Origin of the sequence: Streptomyces sp. NPDC060027 (genome assembly GCF_042737005.1) — a bacterium.
GTDB lineage: Bacteria > Actinomycetota > Actinomycetes > Streptomycetales > Streptomycetaceae > Streptomyces.
Window position 1 is genome coordinate 75906 of record NZ_JBHWVI010000006.1, and the last position, 18539, is coordinate 94444.

Below are 18539 nucleotides of genomic sequence, written 5' to 3' on the forward strand. Positions count from 1 at the left end.
TCCCGGTCCCTGCCGGACAGCCTCTCACGACGATGCCGAACAGTTCGGCCGGTCCACCGTAGCGTGCGCGGGGACACCCGGTTGACCGGAGCGGGAAGGCGTCAGCTGCCGGTGCCTGCCTTGCCCCAGTCAGGACCCGCCTTGTCCCATGCCTGGTCCCAACGGGCATGACGCCTGCGGATCATGTGCCCCACGATCAACCGTCTGACTCCCGCCACCAGTCCCGCCGACAGCACCGCCGCGCCGAAACCGGCCAGAACGGCGTGTGTGGCCGCGGTGGCACTGTCCAGCGGGCGGCCCACTATGCCGCCGTGCAGATCGGTCCAGATCGGGAAATGATCCCCGGGACGGGGGGACTTGAGCGCGGCGATCACCGTGCCGTGCTGCGGGGTCCCGTCCGGTCCCGTCCAGTCGGCCACGACGCGGCTGCGGGTGTCCCGTGCCGACGACGTCTCGGGGTCCGGCGCCAGCGGGCCTCGGGACAGCTTTCTGACAACGGTGGCGGCGACCTGGTGACGGTCCGCGCGCTGCTCCCGCACGGACCGCAGCAGCGCCTCCTGGGCCGAGGCCCCCACGGCTGCTCCGACCAGGGGCGCACCGACGAGGACGAACAGAAGGGCGGCCAGGGCCAGCCAGGCCTCCACGAGATCCGTCGTGCGGCGCAGCGGATTGTGCCGCCACCGCCAAAGACCGATGATCGCGTGCACCGTCCCGCACCCCCTTCCGCGTCCGTGATAACCCGCAGCGGAGCCGTTCACTCGGGGCGCGGAGGAAGAGAGAGCGAAATCACCCTCCCCCGGGCCCTGCGCGAACATCTCACACCGACTCAACGATCCCGCCCGGGGCCGGGGTTCCCCTTGCCCGGCCTCTGGCGGAATGTGATCGCAGGGACTAGCCGAGGACCGTCACCGGGTCGCCGACGCGGAGCGTGCCGCGGGACTCGGGCACCAGGTTCTGCCCGAAGATCAGCCTGCCGGCGAAGCGGCGGTGGCGGGCGAGCGTGCGCAGCGGCTCCTTGCCGCGCGCGGCGGTGTCCTGGTCGGTCGTGGTGACGACGCAGCGCCCCGACATCTTGGTCACCCGGAAGGTCACCTCGCCGATGGCGATCCGCGACCAGTCGTCCTCGGCCCAGGCGTCGGTGCCGGAGACGACGACGTTCGGCCGGAAGCGGTTCATCGGCAGGGGACCCTCGTCGGCGTGGTCGCCCTGCGCGATCAAGGAGTTGAGCGCGTCCAGCGAACCGAGCGCCGTGACGAGCAGGGGATAGCCGTCGGCGAAGTTCACCGTCTCGCCCGGCAGGGCGAACTCCGGGTCGACGGGTCGGCGCGTGGCGGGATCGTCCATGTGGACGAGGCGCACATCGGCGCCCAGGTAGCCGCTGCACCAGGCGTGCGCGGCCGGGTCGGCGAGGACCGCTTCCACCTTGTCGCCGAAGATCTGCACGGTCGTCGTGCCGATGGGCTCGGGCACGGGAACGCTCACCGGCTCGCGGCCCTCGGCGGACAGACGAAGGCTGCCGCCGGAGAGAATCTCGGCGGCGGCCAGCGCCATACGCGGCTGCTCGCGTTGCGTGACGACCTTTCCCCCGTCGTCGATCAGGACCCAGCGTCGGTCTCCGGCCAGCCCCCAGGGCTCCACCTCGGCCTCCCGGGGTGACTGGCCCCGGAACGCCTTGACCGGATGGACGTGAATCGAGTGCAGCTGCGCGTTCCCCATGACCGCCATGGTGCCAGGAAGCACCGACAATCCGGTCCGAGGAGGTCAGTACCCGCGGTACTGCTGCCCGTTGTAGGGGTCCTGGTAGGGAGCCGGGGCGGGCCGGGGAGCCGCGGGGCGCATCGCCTCGTAGCCCGTGCCGCTCGCCATCGGGCGGGGCTGCTGCGGCTGGGGGCCGGGATAGCCCCGAGGCGAGCCGGCCTGCTGCGGGATGTACGGCGCGGGGGCCTGCTGCAGCGGCGAAGGCTGCTGGGCCTGCTGGTAGCCGTACTGGTGCGAGGGGCCGGCCGGCAGCGCGGGGAGCGCGGACGGCAGTGCCGGGAGGTTGTTGCCCGAGTCGTAGGCGGAAGGGACCCGGATCGGGGCGATCTGAGGGGTACCCCGCTCGGCGACGAGGGAGTCGTAGATCGGGGTGTCCTGGAAGGCGGAGTAGTAACCGCCGCCATAGGTGGAGCGGGGGGAGGTCATGGCACATAAGTTAAGCCCACGATGTGCTGGTTGGGGAGACCGATAAGAGGGTTGTTTTCCGTGTCGGCAGTGGCGCGGGATCCCCAATGCGAGCGAACTCGGCAAAAAAGGACGTCAAAGATGGTTGAGATCGTGTAAAGGCCGAGCTGCGGACGGGTTACCGGCGGTTGACCTGGATCTTCCAGTGAGAGTCATGGGAGTTCGGCGGGCCGGGGGATTAGGTTTGGCGGGAACGGAGCCGGCGGTCCGCTCGGGACGCGTACCGGCGCGGAGACACGTGATGGGGGCGTACATGTCAATGCCTAAGGGATCGAATGTTCCTGTCCCGACGACCGCACTCAGGGTGGAATTGGGGTGGCGTTCAGGACCGGGGGTGCCCGATGTGGACGCCTCCGCCCTTCTGCTGGTGTCCGGAAAGGTCCGTTCGGACGCCGACTTCATCTTCTACAACCAGCCGACGCACTCCTCGGGCGCCGTGCGCCACGAGGGGAAGCGCAACGACGGCGGCCAGGTGAGTGACGCGCTGCTCGTCGACCTCGCGCGCGCGGAGCCCGTCATCGAGACCGTCGTCCTGGCCGCCTCCGCGGACGGTGGCTCCTTCGGGCGCGTACCCGGTCTGTACATACGGGTGCTCGACGCCCAGCACGGCACGGAGCTCGCCCGCTTCGACAGCGCCGACGCGACCGTGGAGACCGCCTTCGTGCTGGGCGAGTTCTACCGGCGCCAGGGCGCCTGGAAGTTCCGCGCCGTCGGACAGGGCTACGGAAGCGGCCTCGAAGGACTGGCCACCGACTACGGGATAGCGGTGGACGAGCCGCAGCACGCGGCACCGGCCGCCCCCGCGCCGCAGGGGTCCGCCACCCTCGTCCAGGGACCCCCGCCCCCCGTGGCGGCCCCGGTCACCATGCCGCCGCCGGTCGCCCCGCCCGTGACCATGCCGCCGCCGATGGCCCCGCCCATGACTCCGCAGCCGCCCGCGGCCCCTCCAGCGCCGGTCCGCCTGACCAAGGTGACGCTCACCAAGGAGGCGCCGTCCGTCTCGCTCAGCAAACAGGGCGGAACATCCGGTGCCATGCGCGTGAACCTCAACTGGGAGGTGCGCAAGCAGTTCAAGGGGTGGGGCAGCAAGCGCGGCCGGGCCGTCGCCATGCACGCCGACCTCGACCTCGACCTGTGCGCGCTGTACGAGCTGTCCGACGGCCGCAAGGGAGTCGTCCAGGCGCTGGGCAACGCCTTCGGGGCGCTGCACCAGCCGCCGTTCATCCATCTCGACGGGGACGACCGCACCGGGGCCGTGGCCAGCGGCGAGAACCTCACCATCAACCTCGACCACAAGCAGAGCTTCCGGCGCATCCTCATCTTCGTGACCATCTACGAAGGCGCGCGGTCCTTCGCCGACCTGCATGCCACGGTCACCCTGCAGCCGCTGAACGGCGCGCCGATCGACTTCTCGCTCGACGAGTGCACAGTGCCCTCCACGGTCTGCGCGCTCGCCCTCATCACCGGCAACGGCACCGACATGGTCGTCCAGCGCGAGGCGCGGTACCTGATCCCCGAGCGCGGCGTGAGCCCGCAGCGCACGGTCGACTACGCCTACGGCTGGGGCATGAACTGGACGCCCGGCAGGAAATGACCGTCGGGCCCTGTCCCTCAGTTCTCGTCGAGGGCGGTGTCGGGGCGGGCGTAGGTGCGGCCCTTCCAGGCCGCACCGCGCCCCCTGTAGTGCTGCACCGCGGAATCGACCGTCATGAGGAGATAGAGGAACGCGGTGACCGGCAGCAGGGGAGCGAGACACACGGGCTGCCGGTAGTAGCGGAGCATCGGCACATACGTCGTCGCCATCAGCAGCCAGGCGAGCCCTCCGGCCGCCGCCGCCCACACGTTCCCCGCGGCGAGCCCGGCCAGGAGGGCCACCGGCGGCACCAGATACACCACCGCGAGCCCGGCGACCGTTCCGGCGAGCAGCGGAGGGCTGTGCCGCAGCTGGGCGTACGCGCTGCGCGAGACCATGCGCCACAGATCGTGGAGCCGCGGATACGGGCGCACGCTGTCGACCCGCTCGGCGAGGCCCAGCCAGATGTGGCCGCCATCCCGCTTGACCGCGCGGGCGAGCGCCACGTCGTCGATGACGGCATGCCGGATCGCGTCCGGGATCCGCGCCCGCTCGGCGGTGTCCGCGCGCAGCAGGACGCAGCCGCCCGCCGCGGCCGCCGTCCGCGAGCCCTTCACCGCGATCCGGCGGAAGGGGTAGAGCTGCGCGAAGAAGTAGACGAACGCCGGCACGACGAGCCGCTCCCACAGGCTCTCCACCCGCAGCCGCGCCATCAGCGAGACCAGGTCGAAACCACCCGTGCGCGCCGCCGCCACCAGTTCCCGCAGGCTGTCCGGCGCGTGCGCGATGTCCGCGTCGGTCAGCAGCAGATATTCGGGGTCCCGCGCGCGGGCGAGGCCGATGCCGTGGCGCACGGCCCACAGCTTGCCCGTCCAGCCCGGCGGCGGTTCACCCGGTGAGCCGACGGTGAGCGGCAGTCCGCCGTGCCGGCGTGCCAGCTCGCGGGCCAGCTCTCCCGTGCCGTCCGAGCTCCCGTCGTCGACGAGGAAGATCTCGGCCCGCCCCGGATAGTCCTGGGCGAGGAGCGAGGGCAGGCTCTCGGGCAGGACGCCGGCCTCGTCCCGGGCCGGCACCACGACACAGACGGAAGGCCAGTCGGCCGGCTCGTGGCGTGCGGGCAGCCGCACGTCCGTACGCCAGAAGAAGCCCTGGCCGAGCAGCAGCCACAGCCACGCGGCCAGTGATCCGACAGCGATCCACACGAGGGCGCTCACCTGTCGCAGTCTGCCCCACCACAGACTCCCGTCGAGAGGGATCGTCTATGGTGACCGGGTGAAGATCGCGCTCATGGACTCCGGAATCGGACTGCTCGCCGCTGCTGTCGCGGTGCGTCGACTGCGGCCCGACGCCGATCTCGTCCTCTCCTCCGACCCCGGCAGCATGCCCTGGGGACCGAGGACTCCGGAAGACGTCACGGCACGCGCCCTCGCCGTCGCCGAGGCCGCCGCACTGCACCGGCCCGACGCCCTGATCGTCGCCTGCAACACCGCCTCCGTACGGGCCCTGCCCGCCCTGCGCGCCCGCCTGGAGCCGGAAGTGCCCGTCATCGGCACCGTCCCGGCGATCAAGCCGGCCGCCGCGGGCGGCGGGCCCGTCGCGATCTGGGCCACGCCCGCCACCACCGGCAGCCCGTACCAGCGGGGACTCATCGACCAGTTCGCCGACGGAGTGGACGTCACCGAGGTGGCCTGCCCCGGACTCGCGGACGCGGTGGAGCACGCCGACCAGGCGGCCATCGACGCCGCGATCGCCGCGGCCGCCGCGCGCACCCCCGAGGATGTAAGGGCCGTCGTCCTGGGCTGCACCCATTACGAACTGGTCGCCGAGCGCATCCGTGCCGCCGTGCAGCGCCCGGGGCGCCCGCCGCTCGTCCTGCACGGTTCCGCCGGGGCGGTCGCCGCTCAGGCACTGCGCCGGATCGGCGAGATGCCGGACCCCGCGGCCCCCGCCGGCTCCACGGTCACGGTGCTGCTGAGCGGGCGCGAGGGCATGCTGCCCGCGACCGCGCTCACCTATGAGGAAGGCCGCATGCTGGCGGCCGTCAGCCCCGCGCGCTGAGCGACGACCGCACCCCTGTTCCACCCTCATAACGCCTGCTTGTCAGTGAAGGCGTCCGTCTCGCGGACACCGGTGGTGAACGTGCGGACACCCGGCGTACGGGCACGGTCCGTCACCGCTCGGTCTCCTGCGGCGACAAGCTCGTCCACCCGGCGGAGTAACACTCCGCGACCCGGTGCCCGCGCAGCGGAACCTGAGTACTCTCATGGACATGAGGGACCACCCCCACGGCGAAACCTCACCGCACCCGGCCCTGTGGACCGGGCACGCGAGGAATCGCGTTCAGTTGCTGCCCGCCATAGGCGGCCTGGCCTGCCTGGCGCTCGGGATCGAGCTGGCCGTCGACTCCGGCTGGACGTCGGGCACGGCCCCGCTGATCATGTCCGTCATCGGCTGCATCGCCGCCGGACTGCTCATCCTCTTCGGCACGCTCGCGTTCGTAAATGTCGCCGTGACGGTGGACAAGGACTGTCTGGAGGTGCGCTGCGGCCACATGGGGCTGCCGCGCCGCCGCATCCCGCTCTCGACGGTCGTCGGCGCCGACTTCGCACCTCAGGTCACCCCGCGCCAGTGGGGCGGCTGGGGGTATCGCTGGCGGCCCGAGCAGGGAACCGCCGTCATCGTCCGACGAGGCGAGGGCGTGGTGCTGCGCCTGGGCGACGGCCACACGTTCACGATCACCGTGGACAACGCCGAGGCGGCGGTACGGATCATCCGCGGCCATCTGCCCCCGGGCACGTCCGGTGTGGTGCGCTGACGTCCGACGTAGACGTCGCCTCATGACTGCGGGTGATCGTCGGAGCGCCGGGCCGGGGCCGGGACGTAGTCCGGCTCGATCGTGGTGAAGGGGCGCGCGGTCGCGAGCCCGGCGAGCAGTCCCGCGCCCGCGGTCACCGTCATGAAACTCAGCGCGTTGCCGATCGAGGCGATGGCGGCCAGCGCCGTCAGGGCCGCGCCCGTCGTCAGCGCGATCGGCGTGGAACGCGGCGAGCGCAACAGCGCGAACAGGACCCAGCAGAACGCCGCCGCGAGCAGGGCCACGCCGACGAGGCCCTGTTCGGCGGCCTGCTGCAAGGGCGCGGAATGGGGTTTGCCGTCGGGCAGCAGCGACTGGGTGACCGTGGGACTGAACTCTCCGAATCGTCCGGGTCCGACCCCCAGAGCGGGATCGGTACGGGTCATGCGCAGGGCGTCGTGCCAGAGCTCGACCCTGTGCTCGGTGAGCTCGCCCTCCAGGGACGCGGTCAGTCCGCCCGGCAGCGCGTCCTCGCCGATGGCCCAGGTCGCCCCGGTCACCAACACCGCGGCGGCTGCCAGGCCCGTGAGGGCGAGTGCGCGGCGTCGCACACGGGCGGCGGCGAGAGAGCACAGCAGGACCCCGACGCAGGTGACGAATCCGGTGGTCGATCCCAGGACCGCGGCCGTCACCGCGATCCCGGCGGCCAGCAGGCGCAGTACGAGACGCAGGGCGGGCGGGCGTGCGGCCCAGGCGGCGCAGCACGCGGCGCCGGAGGAGAGAGTCAGAAGGGCGGCCGTGGCGCCGCTGTGGCCGAGTTCCAGGATGATCTGCGGGCCGGGTGTGGCGATCGCGAGGCCGAGCCCGGCCAGCGCGCCCGCGCAGGGGGCGGCGACCGGCAGGAGTGCTCCGAAGATCCGCCCCGAGGCGTAGCCCGCCGCCACGGCGAGCACGGCCAGCAGCATGCCCTCGGGCCGGCCGTCGTGCGCGGTCGCCGTGATCAGCGACCAGGCGGCACACGCCGCGAGCACGGCCACGCCGGCGCCGTCCGCGCCGCTGCGTCTTTCGCCCGTGGCCGCCGAATCAGCCGTGGAGACCATCCCCGTGGAACCCACCCCGTCGCCCCCCGACTCCGCCCGACCTCGGGTGCCGTCACCGGATCAGGCCGCACGTCAGAGGCTCGGGCACACCGTAACGGGTGATGCGCCGGTTTGGGGACATGTTGTGCAGGAACGTTGCGGCAGACGCGTGCGAGGGAACCCGCCGAGCGGTGTTCCGCCCATCGAGACCGAGCTGTCGGCGCCCAGGTCAAGCGCCGTACACTCCCCAAGTGACCGCCACCGCAACCACCGTAGACGAGCCGGAACAGCTCGAACCCCAGGCCGTGCCCGCTCCGCGCGGTGCCGCCCTGGTGCGTCGCCTGGTTCCGGCCGCCGCCGCGGCGCTCTCCGGAGTGCTGCTGTACGTCAGTTTCCCGCCACGGACCCTGTGGTGGCTGGCCCTGCCGGCCTTCGCGGTCTTCGGTTGGACCCTGCGCGGTCGCGGCTGGAAGGCCGGTCTCGGCCTCGGCTATCTGTTCGGCCTCGGATTCCTGCTACCGCTGCTGGTGTGGACCGGGGTCGAGGTCGGCTCCGGTCCCTGGCTCGCGCTGGTCGCGGTGGAGGCGGTCTACGTCGCGCTCGTCGGCGCGGGGATCACCCTCGTCTCCCGGCTGCCGGGGTGGCCGCTGTGGGCGGCGGCCATCTGGATCGCGGGAGAGGCGGCACGCGCGCGTGCGCCCTTCGGCGGCTTTCCCTGGGGCAAGATCGCGTTCGGGCAGGCCGACGGTGTCTTCCTGCCGCTCGCCGCGCTCGGTGGCACTCCGGTGCTCGGCTTCGCGGTCGTGCTGTGCGGCTTCGGGCTCTACGAGATCGCCCGCCTGGCCGTCGAGGCGCGCGGCACCCGGGTCCTGCGTCGCGGCGCCGCCGCGGTGGCGCTGCTCAGCGTCGCCGTCCCGGTCGTCGGGGCGCTGGCCGCGCGGACGCTGGTCAGCGACAAGGCCGAGAACGGCACGACGACCGTCGCACTGATCCAGGGCAACGTGCCGCGCGCGGGACTGGATTTCAACTCCCAGCGGCGCGCCGTCCTCGACCACCACGTGCGGGAGACCCAGCGCCTGGCCGCCGAGGTCAAGGCGGGCAAGGTCGCCAAGCCCGACTTGGTGCTGTGGCCGGAGAACTCCTCGGACATCGACCCGTTCGCCAACGCCGACGCGCGCTACGTGATCGACGGGGCCGCCAAGGCGATCGGCGCCCCCATCTCCGTCGGCGGGGTCGTCGAGCGGGACGGCAAGCTCTACAACGAGCAGATCCTGTGGGACCCGGCCAAGGGCCCGGTCGACACGTACGACAAGCGGCAGGTCCAGCCGTTCGGCGAGTACCTTCCGCTGCGTTCGCTGCTCGGAGCCATCAACGGGAACTGGACGTCGATGGTGCGCCAGGACTTCAGCCGCGGCACCGAGCCGGGTGTCTTCACCATGAACGGCACCGAGGTCGGCCTCGCCACCTGCTACGAGGCCGCGTTCGACTGGGCCGTGCGCAGCACCGTCACCGACGGCGCGCAGATCATCTCGGTGCCCAGCAACAACGCGACCTTCGACCGCAGCGAGATGACCTACCAGCAGCTCGCCATGTCCCGCGTCCGCGCCGTCGAGCACAGCCGCACCGTCACCGTGCCCGTGACGAGCGGTGTCAGCGCCGTGATCATGCCGGACGGGAGGATCACACAGAAGACCGGGATGTTCGTCGCCGACTCGCTGGTCCAGAAGGTGCCGCTGCGCTCCTACGAGACCCCGGCCACCCGGCTCGGCGTCATCCCCGAGATGTTCCTGGTGCTGGTCGCGGCGGGTGGCCTCGGCTGGGCCGCGGCGACCGCGCTGCGCGCGCGGCGGAACACCGACGCCTAGGACGCGGTCCGGGGCCCGTGCCGAGGTGACGGAATCGCGCCGTTAGGGTTCGGGCCATGGCTACTCCCGACTTCATCCGCGAGATCCGGGCCTTCGCGGGCCACCAGCTCCTCTGGATGCCGGGGGTGACCGCCGTGGTCTTCGACGACGAGGGCAGGGTTCTGCTCGGGCAGCGTTCGGACAACCACCAGTGGGCGCTCATCTCCGGAATTCCGGATCCGGGAGAGCAGCCGGCGGCCTGCGCCGTGCGCGAGGTGTACGAGGAGACCGCCGTGCATGTCGAGGTCGAACGCGTTGTCCTGGTCCGGGCCGGGGAGCAGGTGACCTTCGCCAACGGCGACGTCTGCCAGTTCATGGACACCACGCTCCGGTGCCGCGCCGTCGGAGGTGAGGCGCGTGTCAATGACGACGAGTCGCTCCAGGTCGACTGGTTCGACGTGGACGCACTGCCGAAGCTGAACGAGCAGGCCCTCGTCCGGATCAAGCAGGCGCTGGTTGACGCACCCACATGGTTCGAGCCTATGACCTGAGTGTGAAGTGTGTGGGCTGACCACATCGGTTGGGGCGTGGGTGCTGCCTAGGGTCGAGCCATGACCGCGCCCAGCGCCCTCCCGGGCTCCCACGCTTCCGCACTCGACCTCGGCGGCCGCACCGCCCTCGTCACCGGCGCCGCGAGCGGCATCGGCCGCGCCTGCGCGCTGCGGCTCGCCGCCGCCGGAGCCAAGGTGAGAGCGGTCGACCGGGATGCCGGAGGCCTGGAGACCCTGGCCGACGAGATACACGGCCTGGCCGGGACCGTCGAGCCGCACGTCCTCGACCTCACCGACCTCGACGCCGCGGAACAGGCCGCGGCGGGCACCGATGTCCTCGTGAACAACGCCGGGCTGCAAATGGTCCGCCCCATCGAGGAATTCCCGCCCGAGGTGTTCCACACGGTGCTGACCGTGATGTTGGAGGCGCCGTTCCGCCTCATTCGCGGAGCTTTGCCCCATATGTACGGGCAGGGCTGGGGCCGCATCGTCAACATCTCCTCCGTCCACGGTCTGCGTGCCTCGGCGTTCAAGTCGGCGTACGTCGCCGCGAAACACGGCCTGGAAGGCCTCTCGAAGACCGCGGCCCTCGAAGGCGCACCCCACGGCGTCACCTCGAACTGTGTGAACCCCGCCTATGTGCGCACCGCACTGGTCGAGAAACAACTGGCCGACCAGGCACGGACGCACGGCATCCCGCGGGAACGCGTCCTGACCGAGATTCTGCTGAAGGACAGCGCCGTCAAGCGACTCATCGAGCCGGCGGAGGTCGCCGAGGCGGTGGCCTACCTCTGCGGACCGCAGGCGGCCTTCATGACCGGAACATCGCTGACGCTGGACGGCGGCTGGACCGCGCACTGAGCGAGGTCGAAGCCCGCCCCGCGCCGAGCCGTATCGGAGCAGGTCGTGAGTTATCCACAGGGCCGCGGCGCCGATCCGCGGATGCGCCATCCTGTTGCCATGTCCCGCGATCACCTGCCATCAGCCGAGCGCTCCGCCGACAGCGTGGAAGCGCCGTTCCTGGAACTCCTGGCCAGAGGAGCGACCGCCGACGCCTACGAGCAGCCGGTGCTGCTCGCCCGCGCCGAGGGCCTGCCCGCCGACCGCGTCGCCGCGCTCGAACAGGCCAAGCTGCTCGCCCTTCGCGTGCGCACGGAGATAGAGGGACGGCGCCGCCGCGAGGCCGAACTCTCCGCGCTCTTCGAGACCGCGCACGACCTCGCGGGCCTGCGCGACCTCGACGCCGTGCTGCAGGCGATCGTGCAGCGGGCCCGATCCCTGCTGGGCACCGACGTCGCGTATCTCAGCCTGAACGACACGGCCAAAGGCGACACCTACATGCGTGTCACCGAAGGCTCGGTCGCCGCTCGCTTCCAGCAGTTGCGGCTCGGCATGGGGGAGGGACTGGGCGGGCTCGTCGCGCAGACCGCCCGCCCCTATGTCACCGATGACTACTTCAAGGACGAACGCTTCCAGCACACCCGCACCATCGACGCGGGCGTACGGGACGAGGGGCTCGTCGCGATTCTCGGCGTGCCGTTGATGATCGGACCCCAGGTCATCGGCGTGCTGTTCGCGGCGGACCGCCGGGCGCGCGTCTTCGAGCGGGAACAGATCGCACTGCTCGGCTCCTTCGCGGCCCTGGCCGCGGCGGCCATCGACACGGCGAACGCACTGGCGGACACCCGATCCGCCCTCGACCGCCTGGGCCGAGCCAACGACATCATCCGGGACCGCAGCGGAGTGATCGAGCGCGCCTCGGACGTCCACGACCGGCTCGCCGAACTCGTGCTGCGCGGCGGGGGAGTCCATGACGTGGCCGCCGCGGTGTCCGAAGTCCTGGACGGCACGGTCGAGTTCGCCGAGCCCGGCGCCACACCGGCCACCGCCGTGGAGGCCGCCCGCACCGACGGCCACGCCGTGCGACACGGGGACGACTGGGTCACCGCGGTGGCAGCCGGCGGCGAGCTGCTCGGCGCCCTGGTGCTCCGCGGGCACCCGGGCCTCGACCCCGTCGACCAGCGCACCCTGGAGCGCGCCGCCATGGTGACATCGCTGCTCCTGCTCGCCAGACGCTCGGCCTCAGAAGCCGAACAGCGCGTACGCGGCGAGCTGTTGGACGACCTGCTGGACGCCCGGGACCGCGATCCGAGGCTGCTGCGCGAGCGGGCCGCGCGACTGCACGCCGACCTCGACGGCCTCCACGTGGTGCTCGCGGCCCGACTCGACGTCACGGCCGCCGACGCCGACCAGGAGGCGAGCGCACGCAGACGGCTGTGGTCCGCCGCGTCGCATCTCGCCACCACCCGCCACGGACTGGCGGCCGCCCGCGACGGTGGCACCGTCCTGCTGCTCCCCCTCGGACCCGGGGACACCGCGACGACACTGGCCCGCCGCACGGCCAACCACCTCGGTACCGCCGTCCACGAAGCGGTCAGTGTCGGTGCCTCGGCGCCCGTCGACCGGCTCGCGTCGCGCCCCGAAGCGGTGGCCTCGGCGTACGCGGAGGGCCGACGCTGTCTGGAGGCACTGCGCATGCTCGGCCGGGCCGGCGGCGGCGCGGCTGCCGAGGACTTCGGTTTCCTGGGACTGCTCCTCGCAGGGGACCGGGACATATCCGGGTTCGTCGACCGCACCATCGGCGGAGTCGTCGCCTACGACGAACGGCGCGGCACCGACCTCCTGCACACCCTCGACGCGTACTTCGCGAGCGGCATGAGCCCCGCGCGCACGAAGGACGCCCTGCACGTGCATGTGAACACCGTCGCGCAGCGGTTGGAGCGGGTGGGGCGCCTGCTCGGGGACGACTGGCAGAGCCCGGCCCGCACACTGGAGATCCAACTCGCCCTGCGACTGCACCGGTTGTCGTCGGACGCACCGCGCTGATCCCCGCACGCGGATCGCGTACGGGGATCAGGGGCGCGGGCCTCGGTCAGACGGTACGGGCGTCCGCCGGCGTCGCGGGAGCGGGCCGCTCGTCGGTCGTGGCCTCGATGTCGGACAGGTCGCGGCTGCGAGTCTCCTTCGCCAGGCCCACGGCGACCAGGGTCAGGACGACCGCCCCGATCACATACAGGGAGATGGGAGTCGAGCTGTCGTACGAGGAGAGCAGCGCCGTCGCGATGAGCGGTGCGGGCGCGCCCGCCGCGACGGAGGCGAACTGGGCGCCGATGGAGGCACCCGAGTAGCGCATCCGGGTCGCGAACATCTCGGAGAAGAAGGCGGCTTGAGGTGCGTACATGGCGCCGTGCAGGACCAGGCCGACGGTGACGGCGAGGACCAGATTCCCGAAGCCGCCGGTGTCGATCAGGGAGAAGAACGGGAACATCCAGAGGCCGATTCCCGCGGCGCCGAACAGGTAGACGGGGCGGCGGCCGACGCGGTCGGAGAGCGCGCCCCAGGCCGGGATGACGGCGAAGTGCACGGCCGAGGCGATGAGGACGGCGTTGAGCGCGGTCTGCTTGGAGACCCCGGCGGAGGTGGTGGCGTACACGAGGATGAAGGCGGTGATCACGTAGTAGCTGATGTTCTCGGCCATGCGGGCGCCCATCGCGACGAGCACGTCCCGCCAGTGGTGCCGCAGGACGGAGACCAGCGGAAGTTTCTCCGCCTTGTCCGTCCCAGCCGACTTACGGGCCTCTGCCCGGGCCAACGCCTGCTTGAAGACGGGCGATTCATCGACAGACAGACGTATCCACAAACCGACGACGACCAGGACACCGGAGAGCAGGAAGGGGATGCGCCAGCCCCAGGAGACGAAGGTGTCGTCCGACTGGGTGGCGGTCAGGAACGAGAGGACGCCGGTCGCCAGGAGCTGGCCCGCGGGTGCTCCGGTCTGCGGCCACGACGCCCAGAACCCCCGCCGCTCGGCATCGCCGTGCTCGGACACCAGCAGGACGGCACCGCCCCACTCGCCGCCCAGCGCGAAGCCCTGCACCAGGCGCAGTACGGTCAGCAGGACGGGGGCCGCCGCGCCGACGGTCGCGTGCGTGGGCAGCAGACCGATCGCGAACGTCGCCCCGCCCATCAGCAACAGGCTCAGCACCAGCAGCTTCTTGCGTCCGAGCCGGTCGCCGTAGTGCCCGAAGACCAGCGCGCCCAGCGGCCGGGCCGCGAACCCGACGGCGTACGTCAGGAAGGAAAGCAGGGTGCCGACGAGCGGGTCGGATCCGGGAAAGAACAGCTTGTTGAAGACCAGGGCGGCGGCCGAGCCGTAGAGGAAGAAGTCGTACCACTCGATGGTGGTGCCGATGAGGCTGGCGGCGACGATGCGCTTGAGATTCGACGGTGTCGGGGGAGAGGTTGCTGCGGAGGCCATGTGCGCCACTTCCTCGTGTGCGGTGGGGACGGGTACGTGTTGGCACACGGTAGGAAGACGCACGTCAAGGGCACATGTGGTGGGGCAACATAGTTCGAGGCTTGCTTATGCGTGCGGCCACCATGCCGGTTCGCGGACGGGCGGTTCGGGGGCTCGAAGGTGGTCGAACCGAGCGCTGTCCGGGACGCGTAGTGCGGGGTGATTTGACGGTGCGGTGCTGACTCCCGTGCTGGTTTGGTGCTGACCAAAAGCCCGCTGATGCGACCGCTGTCGCCGCGTCGGCCCCGGCAGTCTGGCGCGCCTCACCTCCATGCCGGTAAGTGCTCAATTCTGGTTGCCCTCCCGCGGTCTGGCAGGTCTCGAAGGTGGGAGCAGACTCGGCGGCCGCCGAGACACCGGTTGTGGTCGCAGTGCGGTTGCTGCTGCCCGTGGGACTCTCCTCAGCCTGACCGCCTTGCCCCAGGCCATCGCAGGAGCGAAGAAATTGCGCCCAGGGGACGTCGAGCCGTGGGAAGTGAGCAGCACTCGGCCCGGATCGAGCCGCAACCGTTCGGCTCGTACGCCGAGGCTGCCGCGCCGTCCCGGTCATCAACGTCCCTTCCAGCAGAGTTACATACCCCACATTTCAGTCTGCGGGTGAGCACTCATTCGATGCGCCCCGTTGAACCCAGTAGCCGGTGACCCACCTATAGACCGGTAAGTGAGGTTCGTACATGTCAAAGATCGGTCCGAAACAAACCAAGCGGCGTCTCCCCACCGCCGACTGCTGCCCGGGGTGGGTGCACCTTTGCTCCCGTCAACTCAAGGCCTGAGGACGGTCGCTTCATGGACTACTGCATCCCGTGCAGCCGCACGCTCAACGGCGCCGTTACCTGCCCAGAGTGTGGGGCATACGACCCCGGCATGGCACAGCTGAGCGATCGGAGAGGCGGTGCTCCGGCCGTCGAGGCCGCGATGCCGGAGGTCCGCTTGAGTCGGGGACCGAGCTCCTCCGGGTCGCCCCTTCCCGGGTCACCGACTGCCTCGCAAGACCTGTCGGCTGACCCGTACGACCGTCCGGCGCGGCTGAAGAAGTATGCCGTCCGGTCCCTTGCCGCAGCCGCCTTCACCCTCCTCGGAGGCCTGGCCACCGCATCGGTGTTTCCCCAGTCGACGGCCCCACGAGCAGCCTCGATCCCGGAACAGCCGTCCCCCGAAGAGCCCGGGGTCCGCGTTCCCGATTCACAGGCTTCACCGGAGCGTGTGACCACGCACCCGGCCCGGAAGGGCGTCCTGGACCGAAACGGTGACGGAATTCGGCGTCCTCTGCCAACGGCGACTCGCAGCACGTCACCGGTCTCTCGGCCTCCCGCCACCACCAGTGCGCCGCCACCAGTGAAGGCGAAGCCGACCTCCCGAGCCTCCAGCAGCCGCCGCCCCAGCTCGCCCTCGCAGACGGCAACCCCTTCCGCGAGGCCCTCCGCCAGTTCCTCCGCCAGTCCTTCCGCCAGTCCTTCCGGCAGCATCAGCGCCTCTTCTACCAGTTAGTGGCTCACCGAGCAGCAAAGGGGAAGCCGGTGGCTGAAACACTGGCAGGGCTCCCCAGCACAGAAACCTCCACCTGGTCCGCGGCATCCGCCTGATCGGCAGCGGGCTCGCCAGCGCCAACAGAGGCCACAACCACGCACCCGTCTGCCGTCAACGACGTGCGGCACGTGGACTGTGGCCAGGAGTTCAACGGTGGCGATGGCGTCACCCTCAACGGCCCGGGCACCGGCGACGAGGACGCGAACATCGGCACTTCTGAACGGTGATCGGTTGCCGCAGTGCGCCGTGAAGAGGTGGGTCTCGCGCTTCCAGTGGTCATGGGGTTGAGGAAGACGTGGGCGGCGGTCACGAGGGTGACGTGGTGGTGTCGGCCGCCCAGGATCGGCTTGCGAAGTGGTCCGGGCCCAGGCCGTGTTGAGTTCGCGGTAGTCGTGCTCGATGCGCCAGCGGACCTTGGCTGGACAGACCAGGTAGTGACGGGACTGCTTGTGGGAGCCGTTCATTTCTGTCCGTCGTCCCTCTGAGCCGCATCCCACGCACTGGGCACCGACGAGTAGCCAGCACCGACGATTCGGTGCTGGGAACGTGCGATCGCCCACAGTTATGTTGTGCACAATTAAATTGCGTACTAGCGTCTGTGCGCAGTACCCCACGAGAGGGAGCGGCACAATGAATCCTGTTCGCTACGAGGACTACCGGCCCATCGAACGCCCTTCCTGCCAGGAGGAGATGGAAGCAGTCATCGCCCAGGTTGCGCGCCGTACTCGCGCCTCGGTCGAGCGCGAGACCGTCGGCCGCGCTGTCCGCACGGCCCACGGCAAGACCTACGGCCTCCTCAAGGCCACGGTCACGGTTGGTGACAATCCTGGCTTCTACCGGCAGGGAATCTTCGCACGGCCGACCGCGTACGACGCCGTCGTCCGCTACTCGAACGGCTTGGGCCACGACCGCCCCGACCACCAGCTGGGCGCGGCTTGCGGAATGGGCATCAAGCTGTTCGGAGTTGCCGGCCCCTCGCTGCTGGACGACGAACGAGACAGCGGCACCTTCGACCTCAACCTGATCAACAACGATGTCTTCTTCGCGAACACGGCCTACGACTACATGGTGATCGAGGATCTGTTCGCCGAATTGCCCGAGGCCCTCGTGGACCCGGCCCGCCGCAAGACCTGGATGGCGGAGTTCCTGACCCGTCGGCTGACGCTCACCGATCCCGACAGCTGGCTGTGGGACGAACTGCTCGCCATGCTGTCGTTCACCGGTGTCCCGCGCAGGAACCTGCTGTCGTACACCTACAACAGCATGGGCGCCTTCCGGTACGGCGAACACATCGCCAAGATCCGTACCGTGCCGACCGCCGCGTCCCTGGCCTCCATCACGCAGCAGATCGTGGACGTGCGCGCGGACAATGAGGCATTCCGCCGCACCCTGGTGGCCGAGGCCGCGGAGCGAGACCACTCCTTCGAGCTCCAGGTCCAGCTCAACACCGATCTGGCCCGTATGCAGGTGGACAACACGTCCGTCAAGTGGCCCGAGGACCTGTCCCCCTGGGTGACGGTCGCTCGGGTGGATCTCCCGCGCCAGGCTATCGGCGGGGACGACAACCTGGCGGCCGCCGACGCCACGTCGATCACGCCGTGGCGTTCACGCGAGGACCACCGGCCCATCGGCGAGATTCAGCGGGTGCGGCAGGAGGTGTACCGGCGCTCGTCCATCGAACGGCACCGCATCAACGGGCAAGAGCGGCGCGAACCGGCCGGCAGCGCTGAGCTGCTGGGCTGAGCTGCCTCGGTCGCGCCCGCCGTCGCGCAGGTCAAGCGGGCACGGCACCGCCGTCCACCGGCCCGCTGGACACCCAGGGGCGCGGCAGCCAGGTGGTGGCTGGCGGATCGGATGGCCAGCAGGCGTGTGGTGCCCCGGAGGCCGACGGCGACTCCCGTGGCTCGGACCGGTTGAACCCGTGCACGAACCGCTCGTGCCCGGCATCCAGTTCACTCGCCCACAACCTGACGTCAGCAAGGTCCCCATCCCGTCTCAACCCCGTGGATGCTCGGGCCGACCGACGGTCTGTGGGCCTTCGCTGGTGGCGTGTTCGGTGATATCGGTGAGCCACAGCCGGTTCGGTGCGGTTGCGGTGAAGTCACGGCGGACGAGGTCGTCGTGCACCGGCGGGCCGGCCTTCTTGATCCTGCCGCGCTTCTTGCCGAACACGCTCCACCAGTTGTTGTCCCGGCAGATCCGCCACGCGGTCCGGTCGGCCATGTCGGATCCCGCGTTGCGGGCTTCGTCGGCCAGGAATCGGTAGCCGAACTCCGGATCCTCGCGGTGGGCGTCGAACAACGCGTTCGCGCGTGTGGCCTGCTCGAACTCGGCATCGGTCACCGGCCGTTCGAGCCAGCGACAGTAGGGCCGGCGGGCAACTCCCCGCGCGCTCCCCAGCGCCGTTCATACTCCCCAGGTTCCCCCCAGGGGCCGCCTCTGTGGTGGGAGGGAGCAACGTCACCTCCCGCTTGCGCGGAGGTGTACCGCCGTGGGGGGGGGGCGCGCGGCCCCCCGGCGGGGGGGGGGGGGGACCGGGGGGGGCACACCCCGACCACCAGCACTGTTAAAAAAAAAAAGCGACCCCCCCA

At 70.7% G+C, this 18539-nt stretch carries 15 protein-coding genes; 8 read left to right on the forward strand and 7 right to left on the reverse strand.

The window, feature by feature from the left end:
- Positions 1–101 precede the first annotated feature (101 nt).
- From ACFWBT_RS03155 to ACFWBT_RS03165, 3 genes are all read right to left on the reverse strand, one after another.
- On the reverse strand, positions 102–707 hold the full coding sequence (locus ACFWBT_RS03155; protein WP_385695136.1) for a hypothetical protein: 606 nt from the start codon (positions 705–707) through the stop codon (positions 102–104).
- A gap of 184 nt (positions 708–891) precedes the next feature.
- Positions 892–1716, reverse strand: coding sequence for an MOSC domain-containing protein (locus tag ACFWBT_RS03160; protein WP_385695138.1), 825 nt, complete (start codon positions 1714–1716; stop codon positions 892–894).
- Positions 1717–1761: 45 nt separating this feature from the next.
- A complete protein-coding gene (locus ACFWBT_RS03165) occupies positions 1762–2184 on the reverse strand; it encodes a DUF6643 family protein (RefSeq protein WP_385695140.1) in 423 nt (140 codons plus the stop codon).
- Between the two features lie 298 nt (positions 2185–2482).
- Between ACFWBT_RS03165 and ACFWBT_RS03170 the strand changes: the two genes are divergently transcribed.
- Positions 2483–3817, forward strand: coding sequence for a TerD family protein (locus ACFWBT_RS03170; protein ID WP_385695197.1), 1335 nt, complete (start codon positions 2483–2485; stop codon positions 3815–3817).
- A 17-nt stretch (positions 3818–3834) separates the two neighbouring features.
- On the opposite strand, the gene ACFWBT_RS03175 is transcribed toward ACFWBT_RS03170, so the two are convergent.
- Positions 3835–5010 (reverse strand): glycosyltransferase, encoded by a 1176-nt coding sequence (locus ACFWBT_RS03175; protein ID WP_385695142.1) that lies wholly within the window; start codon positions 5008–5010, stop codon positions 3835–3837.
- A gap of 58 nt (positions 5011–5068) precedes the next feature.
- On the opposite strand from ACFWBT_RS03175, the gene ACFWBT_RS03180 reads away from it, so the two are divergent.
- Both ACFWBT_RS03180 and ACFWBT_RS03185 read left to right on the forward strand, forming a co-directional pair.
- Positions 5069–5854: a glutamate racemase gene (locus ACFWBT_RS03180; protein WP_385695145.1), complete on the forward strand. Its 786-nt coding sequence runs from the start codon at positions 5069–5071 to the stop codon at positions 5852–5854.
- A 211-nt stretch (positions 5855–6065) separates the two neighbouring features.
- Positions 6066–6611, forward strand: coding sequence for a hypothetical protein (locus ACFWBT_RS03185; protein WP_385695147.1), 546 nt, complete (start codon positions 6066–6068; stop codon positions 6609–6611).
- Between the two features lie 20 nt (positions 6612–6631).
- On the opposite strand, the gene ACFWBT_RS03190 is transcribed toward ACFWBT_RS03185, so the two are convergent.
- Entirely contained in the window at positions 6632–7690 is a 1059-nt protein-coding gene (locus ACFWBT_RS03190; RefSeq protein ID WP_385695199.1) for an O-antigen ligase family protein, read from the reverse strand.
- A gap of 230 nt (positions 7691–7920) precedes the next feature.
- On the opposite strand from ACFWBT_RS03190, the gene lnt reads away from it, so the two are divergent.
- The 4 genes from lnt (at position 7921) to ACFWBT_RS03210 (ending at position 12950) form a co-directional block, all read left to right on the forward strand.
- Positions 7921–9534, forward strand: a complete 1614-nt coding sequence (gene lnt, locus ACFWBT_RS03195; RefSeq protein WP_385695149.1) for an apolipoprotein N-acyltransferase — start codon at positions 7921–7923, stop codon at positions 9532–9534.
- Between the two features lie 56 nt (positions 9535–9590).
- Positions 9591–10064, forward strand: coding sequence for an NUDIX domain-containing protein (locus tag ACFWBT_RS03200; RefSeq protein WP_385695152.1), 474 nt, complete (start codon positions 9591–9593; stop codon positions 10062–10064).
- 60 nt (positions 10065–10124) lie between these two features.
- A complete protein-coding gene (locus ACFWBT_RS03205) occupies positions 10125–10925 on the forward strand; it encodes a 3-hydroxybutyrate dehydrogenase (RefSeq protein ID WP_385695155.1) in 801 nt (266 codons plus the stop codon).
- Positions 10926–11024: 99 nt separating this feature from the next.
- Positions 11025–12950 carry a helix-turn-helix domain-containing protein gene (locus tag ACFWBT_RS03210; RefSeq protein WP_385695158.1) on the forward strand — a complete coding sequence of 642 codons (1926 nt, stop codon included), beginning with the start codon at positions 11025–11027 and terminating at the stop codon, positions 12948–12950.
- Positions 12951–12996: 46 nt separating this feature from the next.
- Here the strand turns inward: ACFWBT_RS03210 and ACFWBT_RS03215 are convergent, their stop codons facing one another.
- The gene (locus tag ACFWBT_RS03215; RefSeq protein WP_385695161.1) at positions 12997–14382 is read right to left on the reverse strand and encodes an MFS transporter; all 1386 of its coding nucleotides are present in this window, start codon (positions 14380–14382) and stop codon (positions 12997–12999) included.
- Between the two features lie 2196 nt (positions 14383–16578).
- Between ACFWBT_RS03215 and ACFWBT_RS03220 the strand changes: the two genes are divergently transcribed.
- Complete coding sequence (locus ACFWBT_RS03220; RefSeq protein WP_385695164.1) at positions 16579–17691, forward strand: catalase family protein; 1113 nt, start codon at positions 16579–16581, stop codon at positions 17689–17691.
- A 252-nt stretch (positions 17692–17943) separates the two neighbouring features.
- Here the strand turns inward: ACFWBT_RS03220 and ACFWBT_RS03225 are convergent, their stop codons facing one another.
- Positions 17944–18291 (reverse strand): hypothetical protein, encoded by a 348-nt coding sequence (locus tag ACFWBT_RS03225; RefSeq protein WP_385695167.1) that lies wholly within the window; start codon positions 18289–18291, stop codon positions 17944–17946.
- Positions 18292–18539: the final 248 nt, after the last annotated feature.